Consider the following 15,720-nt stretch of genomic DNA (forward strand, 5'->3'; position numbering starts at 1 on the left):
GTGATAGGGAAAGCATTTATAAATCCTCCTAGTGTTTGTTTAGTCGCTAACATTATGACCAGGATTTTATAGATGCTTTCCTATTTTTATGGATAAATCACAAAATTTGGTGATGAACCAAAAAATTAGGACAAAAATTAATGATGAAAATGGAGAAATCATACAAAATATATATGGAGAAGGGTATAGGATGAATACCTACGTAAAAAGATGAGCTTAAAAAGAAAATATCTCATTATCTTAATCTTAGTCATAATCAGCGTCCCCGTCTCCGTACTGTTCATGAATTTGGTTGCTCTCGGATTTTATAAATTGATATTTACACAAAATGTTCCTTTTCATGAATCTTTCGCTTATACGATCATGTACGGACTATTTATATTGTCTTTTATGATTTTGGCCTATTTCTTCTCAAGGTCAATAAATTCTTTACTAAAGAAAATTACCATACTCAATAATACAATTAGAGATTTAGCAAAAAGTGAAGAAATTCCAGAGAAAATAGAAATACATAGTAAAGATGAAGTGGGGGATCTTATTAAATCTGTAAATTTACTAATTGAAAGAACAACCTATAAGGAAATCGAATTGAAGAATCAAGAAGGGATTCAAAAGGAGTTCCTAACGAAACTAAGGCATGATATAAACACACCATTGACCGCCATTCGGTTACAGCTGTTTTATTTAGAAAATAAGTACCCCGACATCCCATATGAATCTCTTTATCAAAAAATTCAGTACATCTCTGATTTGACAAATGAGTTTCATTTGAAATCAGTTCAATTTTTAGATGACTCCTATATTTCGAAAGATGACATATCTATTGAGGAGTTACTAAATAAAATGGTCAAAAAATGGGGTTATCTATTCAGTATAAATAATATCGAATTGAGATTTAAGGTTAATGAAAAAGACTTTATATGGAAAAGTCATGGGTTATGGCTTCAGCGGTTATTTGATAATATCTTTCAAAATGTACTAAAACACTCACAGGCTGACATGTTTGAAATTGTCACTCACAATGAAGTCATTACAATGAAAGATAACGGAAGCGGATTTACGCCTGGAGAAAGTTCTGATGGAATAGGATTAAAAGTAATCGATGATCTCGCTAGTATTCTTGAATTAAATTACACTCTTCAATCGGGAGATGAAGGAACTGTTTTTCATTTTTCAATGAAGAAGTAACCAATTCCTCTATTCATCTAATAATGAAGTATTATATAGTACTATTAAATGGAAGGAGTTAGATCGATGACGTATATTCTAAATGAGGGGGTGCTTTAATGGACGATACGACTTTAATAAGTGCAGGAAATTGGATAGGAGTTCTTTCTATTATACTACTTGTTCTTTGTTTTTATTTCAGTCTTACCTTTTTCCAATACTTAAAATTAGGCGATGAACGTACGATTAAACAGTCCAAATTAGCAGCAGTTTCTTTTCTAGCTTTAGGCTTGTTAATCCCTGCGCTGTATAGTTGTCTATTTTGAGAGGATGAAATGATTTTCAGCAAAATTGTTTTCAACTTTATGAGTATAAGCATGAAGAAAGTTATTCAAATAAAAGGAGCTTTTCTATAACAGAAAAGCTCCTTTCCATAAGGAAAGGACTTGCTCTTATTCTCTTCAGAAAAATCATGATGATCATCCTATTTGGATGTGTATACGTTCCCCTTTATTACACAACCTATAATAAAAAAGGAAGTCATTTAGATGAAAATCGTAGCAAATATTTTCCTCGCCTTTCTTCTCGTACCCAATATGGTAATGGCGGAGACCCCGTTTTCAATTCCTGTAATGAAAGAAAACCCAAATGAAATAATTACAGCTATTGTTGAAATGGAAGAGAAACCAAACATTGAAAACATCAAACAGCAAATTCGACCATTTTCAACTTTAACACTGGGTTTTTTATATGAAGAGATTTTTTATGGTTATTCCATTTCAGGAAAACGAAAAGATGTCACATCCTTTTTAAAGGACAAAAAAAATGTTCAACAAATACATGACGTGAAAACGTATTCGGTCATGGGGGAGAAAAGCATAGATTTTATAGGGGGAGATTTAGCTAGTGGTTTTTTGGATGAAAACGGAAATCGTCTGACAGGAAAAGGGGTGAAGGTTGGTATTATCGATACAGGCATGGACTATACTCATCCTGATTTATCGAGGAATTATCGAGGTGGGCGTGATTTAGTAGACGGGGATTTAGAGCCAATGGAAACGAAGAGCCATGAAGGTATGCCGACTGTACATGGAACTCATGTGGCAGGGGTGATTGGTGCCAATGGAAAAATGAGGGGAGTTGCCCCAGAAGCGGAGCTTTATGCCTATCGCGCATTGGGGGCAGGGGGAACGGGAACGACGGATCAAGTTTTAGCAGCGATTGAACAGGCAGTAAAAGATAAAATGGATATAATCAACCTTTCATTAGGGAATAAGGTGAATGGTCCTGACCTCCCCATTAGTTTAGCATTAGATAAAGCAGTAGAGAAAGGTGTCATCGCAATTACATCAAGTGGTAATTCTGGACCTAAGAGGTGGACAGTTGGAGCACCGGGGACATCGGAAAAATCTATATCTGTAGGAGCATCAACCCCTCCAATGGAAATTCCTTATTTGTCAATGGGAGAAAAGCACATTCGTCTCTTTCCCTTTATAGGAGGAGGGGAGTGGGATGTAAAGCGAAAATTACAACTTGTTGATGGGGGACTTGGATCTCCTGAACAATTAAAAAATGTTAATGGAAAAATCGCCCTAATTCAAAGAGGAGAATTGACATTTGGAGAAAAAAATAGGAATGCAGCAAAAGCAGGAGCAGTAGCTGTTATTATCTACAATAATACGGAAGGTTCTTTCATGGGCACGATGGATGAGCAATCAACTATACCATCAGCAAGTATTTCAAAAAAAGAGGGGGAGTGGCTCATTCAACAAATGAGTCATCGTGATTTACATGCCTCTACAGTTTTTCAAGAAGAAAAGGATTTACTAGCACCCTTTTCATCAAGGGGACCCGTCACATTTAATTGGTTAATAAAACCAGACCTTTCAGCACCTGGTGTAGAAATAAACAGTACTGTACCAAAAGGATATAGGAGTCTCCAAGGGACAAGTATGGCAGCTCCTCATGTGACGGGTCTAGCAGCAATACTGTTGCAAGCACATCCAACATGGACACCCGACGAAGTTAAAAGTGCACTAATGCTAACCGCAAAGCCATTAATAGATGAAACAGGCAGAGAGTATGACCCCACTGAGCAAGGGGCAGGAAGGATTTCTGTAAAAGATGCCATAAATATCAATACATTAGTCACACCAAGTTCTTTGTCATTTGGAAAATTATCAAAGGGAAGTTTTGGCTATAATGAAGTAAAAGTAAAGGTTAAAAACGTCAGTAATCAAAGGAAGGATTACCGCTTCCGTGTTAGAAAAGCGGAAGATAGAGAATGGTTAAGATGGGAATTACCTATGAGCTTTACTCTACTTCCAAACAGTGAAAAAGAAGTGGTCATTCGTGTGATCAAAACGAGTGAGCCGAAAACGAAGGAAGCGCTTGTTACGGGTCGCTTACAAATTATTGAAAATAGTAAATCGTTTGACCTCCCTTACCTATTTGTACTAAAAGAGCCGGATTATCCACGAATTATGGGATTTAATGCGGTACCGGGTGATCAAAAGAATACAATGAGGTATGAAGTATATTTACCTGGTGGTGCAGATGAGTTCGGTATCGCTTTATTCGAAGCAGAAACGCTACAGTTTTTAGGATTCCTAGCACAAAGCAAGAAGGTTCAACATGGCTTACTTGAAGAGCAGGTAAACCTACATCCTTCATTAAGAGGCATTCAATTTTATGCAGTGGCTTATGCACGATTTCAAAATCAGGAAGATGATCAACAAGTATTAATTAATTGGTACTAACCTTTTGCGGAATGTCATATAATGACGAATCTTGGAAGTTATTTAAGTTTATGAACAATTTGTGAACAATAAGACGACAAACTTCTTCCAATTTACTTTTTCCCTACAATCAATTGACATTAAGAAGACCCTATTGTATGCTTACAAAGGGTGTAAAATGACATCGATTTCCGCGATAGAATACGAATGGAAACGCTTTTCCCTATTTTTATAGTGAAAACCATATTTTACTCCAAAAATCTTATTATGAGGCGGTATATGCGTCCATCAAATCGACGGCCATTTCACGCAATGGCATTATATTCAGCCATTTTATCACAGTTAGTCGGAGGTATTTTGATTGGCATCTTCTCGGGAAGATGGTTAGATCGACAATTCGACACAGAACCACTTTTTTTGATTATCGGACTTCTTATCGGTTTAGCAATGGGGACAATCGCCATGCTCCGAACGGTCCGCCACTTCTATTCGGGAGATTCGTGACTATGCCAGAATTACATCACGTATTTACGAGACATCGTAAGTACATATTCTACCTACTCTCCATTTCTGTCCTCGGTTGGGGATTTACTTCCTATCAGTCTATTTTTTTAGGGTTTATTCTTGGAACCACTTTCAGCTTATTTAATCACTGGTTAATGGTTCGAAGAATACAGAGGTTTGGACAGGCGGTAGTAGAGGGTAGAAAAGTTCGATCTGTTGGAACATTTTCACGAATGGCATCTGCTGTTTTAGCTGTTGTCATCGCAACGCGTTATCCAGAATATTTCCATCTCGTAAGCGTCATACTGGGATTAATGACAAGTTATATTGTCGTTATGATAGATTATGCTATTATTACTGTTTTTAAATCACATAAATAGCTTGGAAGAGAGGTGAATTTCATTGCATCATGAAGCACCATTGGAAACTTTAGATGTATTAGGTTATTCTTTAACATTCAACCTAGCCAACGTATTAATGATCACAGTTGCATCGGTGCTAGTTTTTTTAATAGCTGTACTGGCAACGCGTAACCTATCTGTAACGAACCCAACAGGGATGCAAAACTTTATGGAATGGGTTATGGACTTTGTAAAAAGTATCATTAAGAGTAATATGGATTGGAAAACAGGTGGGCGCTTCCACATTCTTGGTATCACGCTTATCATGTATATTTTTGTTTCCAATATGCTAGGGCTTCCGTTCTCTGTCGTTATTGACAATACACTCTGGTGGAAGTCACCAACAGCAGATCCTGTTATTACCCTAACACTTGCAACCATGATAGTCGGCTTAACCCACTATTATGGTATTAGGATGAAGGGTTTTGGCGAATACGGGAAGGATTTCTTTAGACCAATGTGGTTCTTATTCCCGTTAAAAATTATCGAGGAATTTGCGAACACATTAACGCTTGGTCTTCGTCTTTACGGAAACATTTACGCTGGAGAAATCCTCTTAGCTTTACTAGTAAGTAGTTTAGCAACGGGCTTTGGAGGCCATTTAGCAGCAGTAATTCCAACATTAGCTTGGCAAGGCTTCTCTGTCTTTGTCGGCGGTATCCAATCTTATATTTTCGTTATGTTAACGATGGTTTATATGGCTCATAAAATCAGTCATGACCATTAAAATAAAATTGTCCATTTATTTGGACGATACCCTTTCGCAAAAATATATCTATTTATACATTTAAAGGAGGAGCTTTAGAATGGGTCTTATAGCAGCAGCAATTGCAATTGGTTTAGCAGCACTAGGTGCAGGTATTGGTAACGGTCTTATCGTTTCAAAAACAGTAGAAGGTATTGCACGTCAACCTGAGGCACGTGGAATGCTTCAAACAACAATGTTTATCGGGGTAGCACTAGTTGAGGCGATTCCTATCATCGCCGTTGTTATCGCGTTTATGGTACAAGGTCAATAATTTAAATTCCTTTCGTTCTATTCATTAATGGCGAAGGTCATTCCTAGAGAACCTTCGCCATTGCTTTATGTCTAATTTCAACAATCACGATATTATTTTACGTATAGCAGGTCTCTTTCTACTTGCGAGAAAGAGGATTGACTCTTGAAGGGAGTGAAACGAGCGTGTTTACGAACGCATTTGTTCTCGGGGAAGCAGGATCTAATAGCTTTACTAACGGCGATGTTATATTCCAATTGGTTATGTTCCTAGTCCTACTAGGTTTACTTCGCATCTTCGCTTGGGGTCCTTTAATGGGCATTATGAAGCAACGTGAAGAGCATATTGCAGGTGAAATAAAGGCAGCGGAATCTAGTCGTACTGAAGCTGAATTGAAACTAGAAGAACATCGCAATCTTCTAAAAGAAGCACGCCAAGAAGCGCAAGGTTTCGTGGAAAGTGCGAAGAAACAAGGTGAGCAGCAGCGTGAAGAAATCATTGCAGCAGCGCGTGCAGAATCAGCTCGTCTGAAAGAATCAGCGAAGATTGAAATCGATCAACAAAAAGAGCAAGCAGTTGCGGCGCTTAAAGAACAAGTTGCTTCTTTATCTGTTCTTATTGCATCGAAAGTAATCGAAAAAGAACTAACAGCAGCTGATCAAGAAAAGATTATTAATGACTACCTTAAAGAGGCAGGCGAAGAGCGATGAGTAATGCCATTGCAAAACGTTATGCTTTAGCTCTCTTCGAACTAGCGCAAAGCCACAATCAGTTGGATCTGGTTGAAGAAGAGCTTCGTGCAGTGAAGGAAGTATTTGAACAAAACGGAGAATTTTTAGAGCTTTTAGAATCTCCAAAGCTTTCTACAGAAGAGAAGAAGAAGCTTGTAGTAGAATCGTTCAAAAAGGCTTCACCAATTTTATTAAATACATTGATGCTGCTAATTGATCGTCAACGTCAAGAACACGTTGTTGGTGTAGCAGACCAATTTATTCATTTAGCAAATGGAGCAAAAGGAATTGCTGAAGCGACTGTTTATTCAACAAAACCATTATCGGATGTAGAAAAAGCAGCGGTTTCTTCTACTTTTGCACCAAAAGTTGGAAAACAAACTTTAAAAATCGAGAACAAAATTGACTCAGGGCTAATCGGTGGTCTTAAGCTGCGCATTGGCAACCGTATTTTCGACGGAAGCATAAGCGGTAAACTTCATCGTTTAGAACGTCAATTAATCGATACACAATCGTAACCATAAGGGGTGAAATTCATGAGCATCAAAGCTGAAGAAATCAGCGCGCTGATAAAAAAGCAAATTGAGAACTATCAGTCAGAAATTAAAGTAAGCGATGTTGGTACAGTTATCCAGGTTGGTGATGGTATCGCTCGTGCTCATGGCCTCGACAATGTCATGGCTGGAGAGCTTGTTGAATTTTCAAACGGTGTCATGGGTATGGCACAAAACCTAGAGGAAAACAACGTCGGTATTATCATTCTTGGACCTTTCGGTGATATTCGTGAAGGCGATGAAGTTCGTCGTACAGGAAGAATCATGGAAGTACCAGTTGGTGAAGAATTAATTGGACGTGTTGTTAACTCCCTAGGACAACCAGTCGATGGTCTAGGCCCAATCAACACTACAAAATCTCGTCCAATCGAAAGTCAAGCACCAGGTGTTATGGATCGTAAATCTGTACATGAGCCTCTTCAAACAGGTATCAAAGCGATCGATGCGCTTGTGCCAATTGGACGTGGACAACGTGAGTTAATTATCGGAGACCGCCAAACAGGGAAAACTTCTGTAGCGATCGATACGATTCTTAACCAGCAAGACCAAGATATGATTTGTATTTATGTAGCTATTGGACAAAAGGAATCAACAGTCCGTAATGCTGTTGAAACACTTCGTAAGCATGGTGCTTTAGACTATACAATTGTTGTTACAGCATCCGCTTCTCAGCCTGCACCAATGCTATTCTTATCACCTTATACAGGAGTTACAATGGGTGAAGAATTCATGCATAACGGAAAGCACGTTTTAGTTGTTTATGATGATTTATCTAAACAGGCAGCAGCTTACCGTGAGCTTTCCCTATTACTTCGTCGTCCTCCAGGTCGTGAAGCATATCCAGGGGATGTATTCTACCTTCACTCCCGTTTACTAGAGCGTGCAGCGAAGCTAAGTGATGCAAAAGGTGGCGGATCGATTACTGCCTTGCCTTTCGTTGAAACACAAGCAGGTGATATTTCTGCTTATATCCCAACAAACGTAATCTCAATTACAGATGGCCAGATCTTCTTGCAATCTGATTTATTCTTCTCCGGTGTACGTCCAGCGATTAACGCAGGTCTTTCGGTTTCCCGTGTAGGAGGATCCGCGCAAGTTAAAGCGATGAGAAAAGTTGCTGGTACGCTTCGTCTTGACTTAGCCGCTTATCGTGAGCTTGAAGCTTTCGCTCAATTTGGCTCAGACTTAGATGCTGCAACTCGTGCTAAGCTTGAACGTGGTGCACGTACTGTAGAAGTATTAAAACAAGATTTAAATAAGCCGTTAAAAGTAGAAAAGCAAGTAGCAATTCTTTACGCTTTAACTCGAGGCTTTTTAGATGATATTCCAGTAACGGATGTTCGCCGCTTTGAGAACGAATTCCTTAGCTGGTTAGATCACAACCATACTGAAGTGTTAGAATCGATTCGCTCGACGAAGGGTCTTCCTGAAGACGAAGTTATAACAGCAGCGATTAACGATTTCAAAAAGACTTTCGCTATTACTGAATAATCCTCGTTCTAAGTGAAACGAACGGTTTATGAAAATAGAACAAAGTCTACCTCCCATTTTGGGAGAGTCTCTAACATTTTAAAAGGGTGGTGAGAACCAGTGGCATCGTTACGCGATATAAAAAATCGTATTACTTCTACCAAAAAAACAAGTCAGATTACAAAAGCAATGGAAATGGTATCTGCAGCGAAATTGAACCGTGCTGAATCGAATGCAAAATCATTCGTCCCGTACATGAATAAAATTCAAGAAGTCGTTGCTTCTATTGCTCTTGGTAGTACAGACGTAACTCATCCGATGCTAGTCTCTCGTCCCGTAAACAAAACCGGTTATTTGGTTATTACCTCTGATCGGGGATTGGCGGGTGCCTATAATAGTAACGTGTTGAGACATGTAAATAATACGATAGCAAACCGTCACAAATCCAACGATGAGTTTGTCATCATTGCCATCGGGCGCGTTGGACGTGACTTCTTCACTAAACGAGGTTTTAATGTAGTCGAAGCGATCGTAGGACTCCCAGATCAACCTAACTTTGCAGATATTAAAGACATTGCTTCTAAAGCAGTTGGAATGTTTTCTGATGGAGCATTTGACGAATTGTATATGTATTACAATCACTTTGTCAGTGTCATTCAGCAGGATGTAACGGAAAAGAAAGTACTTCCACTTTCCGATATCTCATCATCTACAAAGTTAACTTCGTATGAGTTTGAACCATCTGGTGAAGAAATTTTAGAAGTGTTACTTCCTCAATATGCTGAATCATTGGTTTATGGTGCTTTACTTGATGGAAAAGCAAGTGAGCATGCTGCGCGAATGACAGCAATGAAGAATGCAACAGATAATGCAGCAGATTTGATTGATAATCTTACACTTTCATACAACCGTGCTCGTCAAGCAGCGATTACACAAGAAATTACTGAAATCGTTGGTGGGGTAGCCGCGTTAGAATAGAAGCTAAGCAGGAATTGTAACGACTAGCTCGTTACTTTTCCTTCAGTTAGTCGTCAAAAGCTAGTAGGAGGGAAAATGATGAACAAAGGACACGTTCTTCAAGTAATGGGTCCGGTTGTTGACGTTAAGTTTGAAAACGGTCAACTTCCTGATTTGTACAACGCACTTAAAGTTGTATCAAAAGCCCAAACAGAATCAGAAGTCAGCATTGACTTAACATTAGAAGTGGCCCTTCATTTAGGTGATGATACCGTTCGTACGATTGCGATGTCCTCAACAGACGGACTTACACGTGGAAATGAGGTTGCGGATACTGGTGCACCAATTTCGGTACCAGTCGGTGATGTGACTCTTGGACGTGTATTCAACGTACTTGGAGAAAATATTGACCTAGATGAGCCAATCGAAGCAAGCGTACGTCGTGACCCGATTCACAGACAAGCTCCAAGCTTCGATCAATTATCAACTGAAGTAGAAATTCTTGAAACGGGTATTAAAGTAGTAGACCTTCTTGCTCCTTACATTAAAGGTGGTAAAATCGGACTGTTTGGTGGTGCCGGTGTAGGTAAAACCGTATTAATTCAAGAATTGATTAATAACATTGCCCAAGAGCACGGTGGTATCTCTGTATTCGCTGGTGTAGGGGAACGTACTCGTGAAGGGAACGACCTTTATCATGAGATGAGTGATTCAGGAGTTATTAAGAAAACGGCAATGGTATTTGGTCAAATGAATGAGCCGCCAGGAGCACGTATGCGTGTTGCGTTAACCGGTTTAACAATGGCTGAATATTTCCGTGATGAGCAAGGACAAGACGTACTTCTTTTCATCGATAATATCTTCCGTTTCACGCAAGCAGGTTCAGAGGTATCAGCCCTTTTAGGTCGTATGCCATCTGCCGTTGGTTATCAACCTACTCTTGCTACGGAAATGGGTCAATTACAAGAACGTATTACGTCAACTAATGTAGGTTCTGTAACATCGATTCAAGCGATTTACGTTCCTGCCGATGACTATACGGATCCGGCTCCTGCAACAACGTTCGCTCACTTGGATGCAACGACTAACCTTGAGCGTAAGTTAACAGAGATGGGTATCTACCCAGCCGTAGATCCACTAGCATCTACATCTCGTGCGCTATCTCCGGAGATTGTTGGAGAAGAACACTATTCAGTTGCTCGCCAAGTTCAACAAACGTTACAACGTTATAAAGAGCTTCAAGATATCATTGCTATCTTAGGTATGGATGAGCTTTCTGATGAAGATAAACAGGTTGTACACCGCGCTCGTCGTGTTCAATTCTTCTTATCTCAAAACTTCCATGTAGCTGAGCAGTTTACTGGACAGCCGGGATCTTACGTACAAGTGAAAGAGACTGTAGCTGCATTTAAAGACATTCTTGCGGGTAAATATGATCATGTTCCTGAAGATGCATTCCGTCTTGTGGGACCTATTGAGGATGTTCTTGAAGCTGCAAAGAAGATGGGTGCAGAGGTATAATATAGGGACCAGGAGGGAAAAAAATGAAGACCTTAAAAGTCAGTATTGTCACTCCCGATGGCCCAGTGTTTGAATCTGATGTGGAAATGATCAGTACAAAAGCTCAAAGTGGAGAGCTTGGTATTCTACCAGGGCATATTCCAATGGTCGCTCCATTAGAAATCGGTGCTGTCCGTTTAAAAAATGGCGGCAACACTGAGCTTGTTGCTGTGTCAGGTGGATTTATAGAAGTTCGACCTGAACAGGTGACAATCTTAGCTCAAGCAGCGGAAAAAGCTGAAAGCATAGATATTCAACGTGCAAAAGAAGCAAAAGCTCGTGCTGAAGATCGCATGCAAGCTAAAAAAGATGATGTAGACTTCCAGCGTGCGGAACTTGCACTTAAACGTGCAATGAACCGTATTAACGTTACATCTAACAAATAAATAAGTAAGCTAACCCATTTCGTTTAAATAGCGGAATGGGTTTTTTGTGTATAGTGGAATCCAATCGTTAAGGATAGTATCATTTTTTAAATATATGTGTCTGCTAATCTAGTCATTTCGTAACGGTTGAATTTATAAACAATCATACCTTATATAATTTATCTTTCTTTACATATGTATTTTAAGAAGTCCTTATACTTAAATGAATGTCGTTTGAAAAAACACTCTATTTGTTAACCATATTTTTAGCACAAATTGTTAGTTTTTTTTGTACCTGTAAAATATATTCAAAATCACCAATAATTCTAAAAACATTATAATATAGAGGTTATCATCCATTTTATTTTACATTTAGATAAAAATTTCTAATCTTAATTTATTTCGACATAGACCATATGGTAAAATACGAATTATAAGGAATTTTGACAAGTAAGGGAGGTTGAAAATGGAGGAATATTTTGGACAGCAAGCACTCATTAGTATGAGTATTCATTTAGTTTTTTTTGCTGTTTCTTTTTGGGCATTACAAGCATTAAACATGGAGAAAATTTTACGAGCAAATCGTGTTTCACAAGCACGCTTACTATACATTCTTCTATCAATTACAATAGGTACGACAGTAAGTGAATTCTTCCTTAACTACATCAATTGGGCACGGCAGTTAGTGTATTTATTACCATAAATTACATTGTGAAGAAGTGAATTTGTTCTTTCACTTTAAACTCTCATTGTGTATGATGGTATGTAGTACATATTTTGTAAAAATATGACGACTTTCCTTAAGTATGTTCTATCCACCTCTGGAAAGAATGTAATTAAGGGGAGGAGATCGGATAAAATGAACATTTTAAAGAAACGGTTTATTATCCTGATTGTAATTGGGTGTTTCTTTCTGTGGTTCGCTGAAAATATGTCTATTGCTGCCAATAATTATAGCCAAGATATAGAAAAGCTTGCGGATGCTATGCAAGTAATCGACGGACGTGTAGAGGAATGGTCCTTATTTACACGAGAAAGAAAAAATTTTTCCACAATAAAAGAATTTACTCATTTTGTTGAAAATATGCAAGATAAATTCCCAAATGCCGAATGGCAAGAAAAAAGGGAAAACGAGCAGTTAATTATTAAGGCTCATATTAATGGGACGTTTACTGAAGAGCTGACCTTTATATATAATGATAGCCAGCAACATGCAACTGTTGGCTTTATTACCTATGAATTACGAGGGAATCAATGGGATAAAGTTACATTAAAAGAAGTCAATAAGATTGTTAACGGAAGAGTCTTCCAATTATTCTCAGGGAATACAGCGTTTTTCACTTGTTTGAAGGGTTCAATTAATGATACACTTGAAGAAGTTTTGGAAAATCAGAAAAAACCGTTATTATCTATATTGAATGGGAAAGAAATGGAAGTATTACACGAAGAAGACTTTTATTCCATATCTATATATAGTGAGGACTTCGAACAAATTGTCCCACTAAAGGGTCAAAAGAAGATGAACGTCCAAATTGGACTTAGAGAAGATCGAATGGGCTACGAGACATCGGTCGTCATTGGCACACCGATTATAACGATTGAATATTAATATAGAGAAATTTGACGCGGAGGGGAATACTTTTGGAAAAAATCATTGTCCGCGGCGGAAACAGATTAACAGGTACAGTTAAAATAGAAGGAGCAAAAAATGCTGTCCTTCCTGTAATCGCTGCTACATTATTAGCAAGTGACGGTAAGAGCGTTATTAAGAATGTTCCAGCTCTCTCCGATGTATATACGATTAATGAAGTTATCCGTCACCTAAACACAGACGTAACTTTCCATAATAATGAAATAGTTGTGAATGCATCTAGAGAGTTATTTGTAGAAGCACCATTTGAATATGTTCGTAAAATGCGAGCCTCTGTTCAAGTAATGGGACCATTACTTGGAAGAACTGGGAAAGCGCGTGTAGCATTGCCAGGAGGTTGTGCAATTGGTTCAAGACCTATAGATCAGCACCTAAAAGGTTTTGAAGCAATGGGAGCAAAAGTAAAGGTTGGAAATGGTTATATAGAAGCTGAAGTAAAGGGTAGGTTACAAGGAGCAAAAATCTACCTGGATTTCCCAAGTGTTGGAGCAACGGAAAATATTATGACGGCTGCCGTTTTAGCAGAAGGTACAACCATTGTTGAAAACGTAGCAAAAGAACCTGAAATTGTAGATTTAGCAAATTTCCTGAATAAAATGGGTGGAAAAGTAAAGGGTGCAGGTACCGGTACAATTACTATTGAAGGAGTAAGACGTTTACACGGTGTTGAGCATTCTATTATTCCAGACCGTATTGAAGCAGGAACGTTTATGATAGCTGCTGCTATTTCGAAAGGAAATGTTTTAGTTCAAAATGCTATTCCAGAACACCTTTCCTCCTTAATCGCTAAAATGGAAGAGATGGGTGTAGAAATTAAAGAGGAAGAAAATGGATTACGTGTTATTGGACCGGAAAAGTTAAAAATGGTGGATATTAAAACAATGCCTCATCCAGGTTTTCCAACTGACATGCAATCACAGATGATGACTTTACTGCTTAAAGCAGAAGGAACCGGTATGATTACAGAAACAGTGTTTGAAAATCGATTTATGCACGTAGAAGAATTTCGTCGAATGAATGGTGATGTTAAAATTGAAGGTCGTTCCGTTATTCTTAACGGCCCGTCTAATCTTCAAGGCGCAGAAGTAGCGGCAACAGATTTACGTGCAGCAGCTGCTCTAATTATTGCTGGTTTAGTCTCAGAAGGGTATACACGTGTTACGGAGTTGAAGCACCTTGATCGTGGATATGTAGATTTCCATAAGAAGCTAGAGGCTTTAGGTGCCGATATCATTCGAGTTACTGAAGCTGAGCAAAAACAGCCCATTACAGAAACAATGATTGATTTAGACTTAAATGCATAATGATGCACGATCTCTATACTGAATAGTATCGAGTAGTTTGAAATATAAAAAAGGAAAGCACCTGAGAAGTTTGAATAATTTCTCAGGTGTTTTTTGTTAGGTGAAGATGGTTCATGAAACGGGATGTAGGGTTTAAAAAATTGTTCAAACATACTTTTATACAACTTTATCATCCATTATCATAAATGCTCGTCCAACTTCATAGGATTGAAATGAAGAGATTGAAATCTAAATATGGGGGCATCAAGCATGAAAAATCTAAAACCAATTCTAGTAATTGCCGCACTCTTTCTACTCGTTACATTCATCGTGCCAGTCCTTGTTGTGTTACCATTTTCTTCTGAAGAGGAGAATGGTGGGCTTGATGAAAAGCTCTCTCCAGAAACTAATGAACTGAGAACATTGGAGGACTCAATAGAGATATCCGTTTTTCGAACACAAGAAAATACAATTGAGACATTACCGTTAGAAAAATATGTAATAGGAGTCGTTAGTGGAGAGATGCCAGCAGAATTTGAAAGTGAAGCTTTAAAAGCACAGGCGCTTACAGCCAGAACTTACATTGTAAAACAATTGTCTAAAAGCAAAGCAGATCTTCCAGAAGGTGCAGATGTCAAAGATACGACACAGCATCAAGTATATAAAAATAATGATGAATTAAAGCAGTTATGGGGAAATGACTATCAATGGATGATTGATAAAATTACGAAGGCAGTTATTGATACAAAGGGTCAAATCATCACTTACAATGATACTCCTATTGACGCAACATTTTTTTCAACAAGCAATGGCAGTACTGAAAATTCTGAGACATATTGGAAATATGAATTACCGTATTTAAAAAGCGTAGAAAGTCCATGGGATAAAGACTCACCTAAGTATGAGTCACAAAAAATTATTACGGTTTCTGAATTTGAAGAGAAATTAGGTATTCAACTTCCTAGCGATGGATCAGTAGGGGTAATAACATCTAGAACACCAGGTAATCAAGTGGGATCAGTTAAAATTTCGGATTCAGAATTTACTGGTCCAGAGGTACGCCAAAAATTAGACTTAAAGTCAGCAGATTTTTCTTGGGTGCGTAAGGAAGAGCATATTGTTATAAACACAAAAGGATACGGACATGGAATTGGTATGAGTCAATACGGTGCAAATGGGATGGCAAAGGAAGGGAAAACGTATAAAGAGATTGTACATCACTATTATCAAGGGGTTAACATTGCATTGGCAGAAGACCTATTAACAGCATCTACTTCCGAAAACTGACGATATAAACCTCTATCTTAGGAAGTATGTAAATAAAAATATAAAGTGAAGAGT

Annotated in this window: 17 protein-coding genes and 1 pseudogene; all 18 read left to right on the top strand. The window is 38.3% G+C overall.

Annotated elements, in window-relative coordinates; genetic code table 11:
- Nucleotides 1-91: 91 nt before the first annotated feature.
- Nucleotides 92-214, top strand: a pseudogene (locus tag WAK64_RS18760) (DNA-binding response regulator); the annotation flags it as partial.
- Nucleotides 211-1,188 (top strand): ATP-binding protein, encoded by a 978-nt coding sequence (locus tag WAK64_RS18765; RefSeq protein ID WP_336588543.1) that lies wholly within the window; start codon nucleotides 211-213, stop codon nucleotides 1,186-1,188. The pseudogene WAK64_RS18760 and the gene WAK64_RS18765, both read left to right, overlap by 4 nt.
- A gap of 98 nt (nucleotides 1,189-1,286) precedes the next feature.
- Nucleotides 1,287-1,493 carry a hypothetical protein gene (locus tag WAK64_RS18770; protein WP_336588544.1) on the top strand — a complete coding sequence of 69 codons (207 nt, stop codon included), beginning with the start codon at nucleotides 1,287-1,289 and terminating at the stop codon, nucleotides 1,491-1,493.
- A 222-nt stretch (nucleotides 1,494-1,715) separates the two neighbouring features.
- Complete coding sequence (locus tag WAK64_RS18775) at nucleotides 1,716-3,926, top strand: S8 family serine peptidase (RefSeq protein ID WP_336588545.1); 2,211 nt, start codon at nucleotides 1,716-1,718, stop codon at nucleotides 3,924-3,926.
- 258 nt (nucleotides 3,927-4,184) lie between these two features.
- Complete coding sequence (locus tag WAK64_RS18780; protein ID WP_336588546.1) at nucleotides 4,185-4,409, top strand: AtpZ/AtpI family protein; 225 nt, start codon at nucleotides 4,185-4,187, stop codon at nucleotides 4,407-4,409.
- Nucleotides 4,410-4,411: 2 nt separating this feature from the next.
- Complete coding sequence (locus WAK64_RS18785; protein WP_336588547.1) at nucleotides 4,412-4,789, top strand: ATP synthase subunit I; 378 nt, start codon at nucleotides 4,412-4,414, stop codon at nucleotides 4,787-4,789.
- Nucleotides 4,790-4,811: 22 nt separating this feature from the next.
- Nucleotides 4,812-5,537 (top strand): F0F1 ATP synthase subunit A, encoded by a 726-nt coding sequence (atpB, locus tag WAK64_RS18790; RefSeq protein WP_336588548.1) that lies wholly within the window; start codon nucleotides 4,812-4,814, stop codon nucleotides 5,535-5,537.
- 79 nt (nucleotides 5,538-5,616) lie between these two features.
- On the top strand, nucleotides 5,617-5,829 hold the full coding sequence (gene atpE, locus WAK64_RS18795; RefSeq protein WP_059171849.1) for a F0F1 ATP synthase subunit C: 213 nt from the start codon (nucleotides 5,617-5,619) through the stop codon (nucleotides 5,827-5,829).
- A gap of 164 nt (nucleotides 5,830-5,993) precedes the next feature.
- Nucleotides 5,994-6,518 carry a F0F1 ATP synthase subunit B gene (gene atpF, locus WAK64_RS18800; protein WP_336588549.1) on the top strand — a complete coding sequence of 175 codons (525 nt, stop codon included), beginning with the start codon at nucleotides 5,994-5,996 and terminating at the stop codon, nucleotides 6,516-6,518.
- Nucleotides 6,515-7,057 carry a F0F1 ATP synthase subunit delta gene (locus WAK64_RS18805; protein WP_336588550.1) on the top strand — a complete coding sequence of 181 codons (543 nt, stop codon included), beginning with the start codon at nucleotides 6,515-6,517 and terminating at the stop codon, nucleotides 7,055-7,057. The genes atpF and WAK64_RS18805 overlap by 4 nt, the downstream gene beginning before the upstream one ends.
- Before the next feature lie 18 nt (nucleotides 7,058-7,075).
- On the top strand, nucleotides 7,076-8,584 hold the full coding sequence (gene atpA, locus WAK64_RS18810) for a F0F1 ATP synthase subunit alpha (protein ID WP_336588551.1): 1,509 nt from the start codon (nucleotides 7,076-7,078) through the stop codon (nucleotides 8,582-8,584).
- A 99-nt stretch (nucleotides 8,585-8,683) separates the two neighbouring features.
- Complete coding sequence (atpG, locus tag WAK64_RS18815; protein WP_336588552.1) at nucleotides 8,684-9,541, top strand: ATP synthase F1 subunit gamma; 858 nt, start codon at nucleotides 8,684-8,686, stop codon at nucleotides 9,539-9,541.
- 78 nt (nucleotides 9,542-9,619) lie between these two features.
- Complete coding sequence (atpD, locus tag WAK64_RS18820; protein ID WP_336588602.1) at nucleotides 9,620-11,041, top strand: F0F1 ATP synthase subunit beta; 1,422 nt, start codon at nucleotides 9,620-9,622, stop codon at nucleotides 11,039-11,041.
- Between the two features lie 23 nt (nucleotides 11,042-11,064).
- Complete coding sequence (locus WAK64_RS18825) at nucleotides 11,065-11,466, top strand: F0F1 ATP synthase subunit epsilon (protein WP_336588553.1); 402 nt, start codon at nucleotides 11,065-11,067, stop codon at nucleotides 11,464-11,466.
- Between the two features lie 445 nt (nucleotides 11,467-11,911).
- Entirely contained in the window at nucleotides 11,912-12,148 is a 237-nt protein-coding gene (locus tag WAK64_RS18830; protein WP_336588554.1) for a DUF1146 family protein, read from the top strand.
- A gap of 156 nt (nucleotides 12,149-12,304) precedes the next feature.
- On the top strand, nucleotides 12,305-13,054 hold the full coding sequence (locus tag WAK64_RS18835; RefSeq protein ID WP_336588555.1) for a YwmB family TATA-box binding protein: 750 nt from the start codon (nucleotides 12,305-12,307) through the stop codon (nucleotides 13,052-13,054).
- Between the two features lie 32 nt (nucleotides 13,055-13,086).
- Entirely contained in the window at nucleotides 13,087-14,400 is a 1,314-nt protein-coding gene (gene murA, locus WAK64_RS18840; protein WP_336588556.1) for a UDP-N-acetylglucosamine 1-carboxyvinyltransferase, read from the top strand.
- Between the two features lie 249 nt (nucleotides 14,401-14,649).
- Complete coding sequence (gene spoIID / locus WAK64_RS18845) at nucleotides 14,650-15,666, top strand: stage II sporulation protein D (RefSeq protein ID WP_336588557.1); 1,017 nt, start codon at nucleotides 14,650-14,652, stop codon at nucleotides 15,664-15,666.
- The last annotated feature ends 54 nt before the right edge of the window (nucleotides 15,667-15,720 follow it).

Source organism: Bacillus spongiae (genome assembly GCF_037120725.1).
In the GTDB taxonomy this organism is placed as follows: Bacteria; Bacillota; Bacilli; order Bacillales; family Bacillaceae_K; genus Bacillus_CI; species Bacillus_CI spongiae.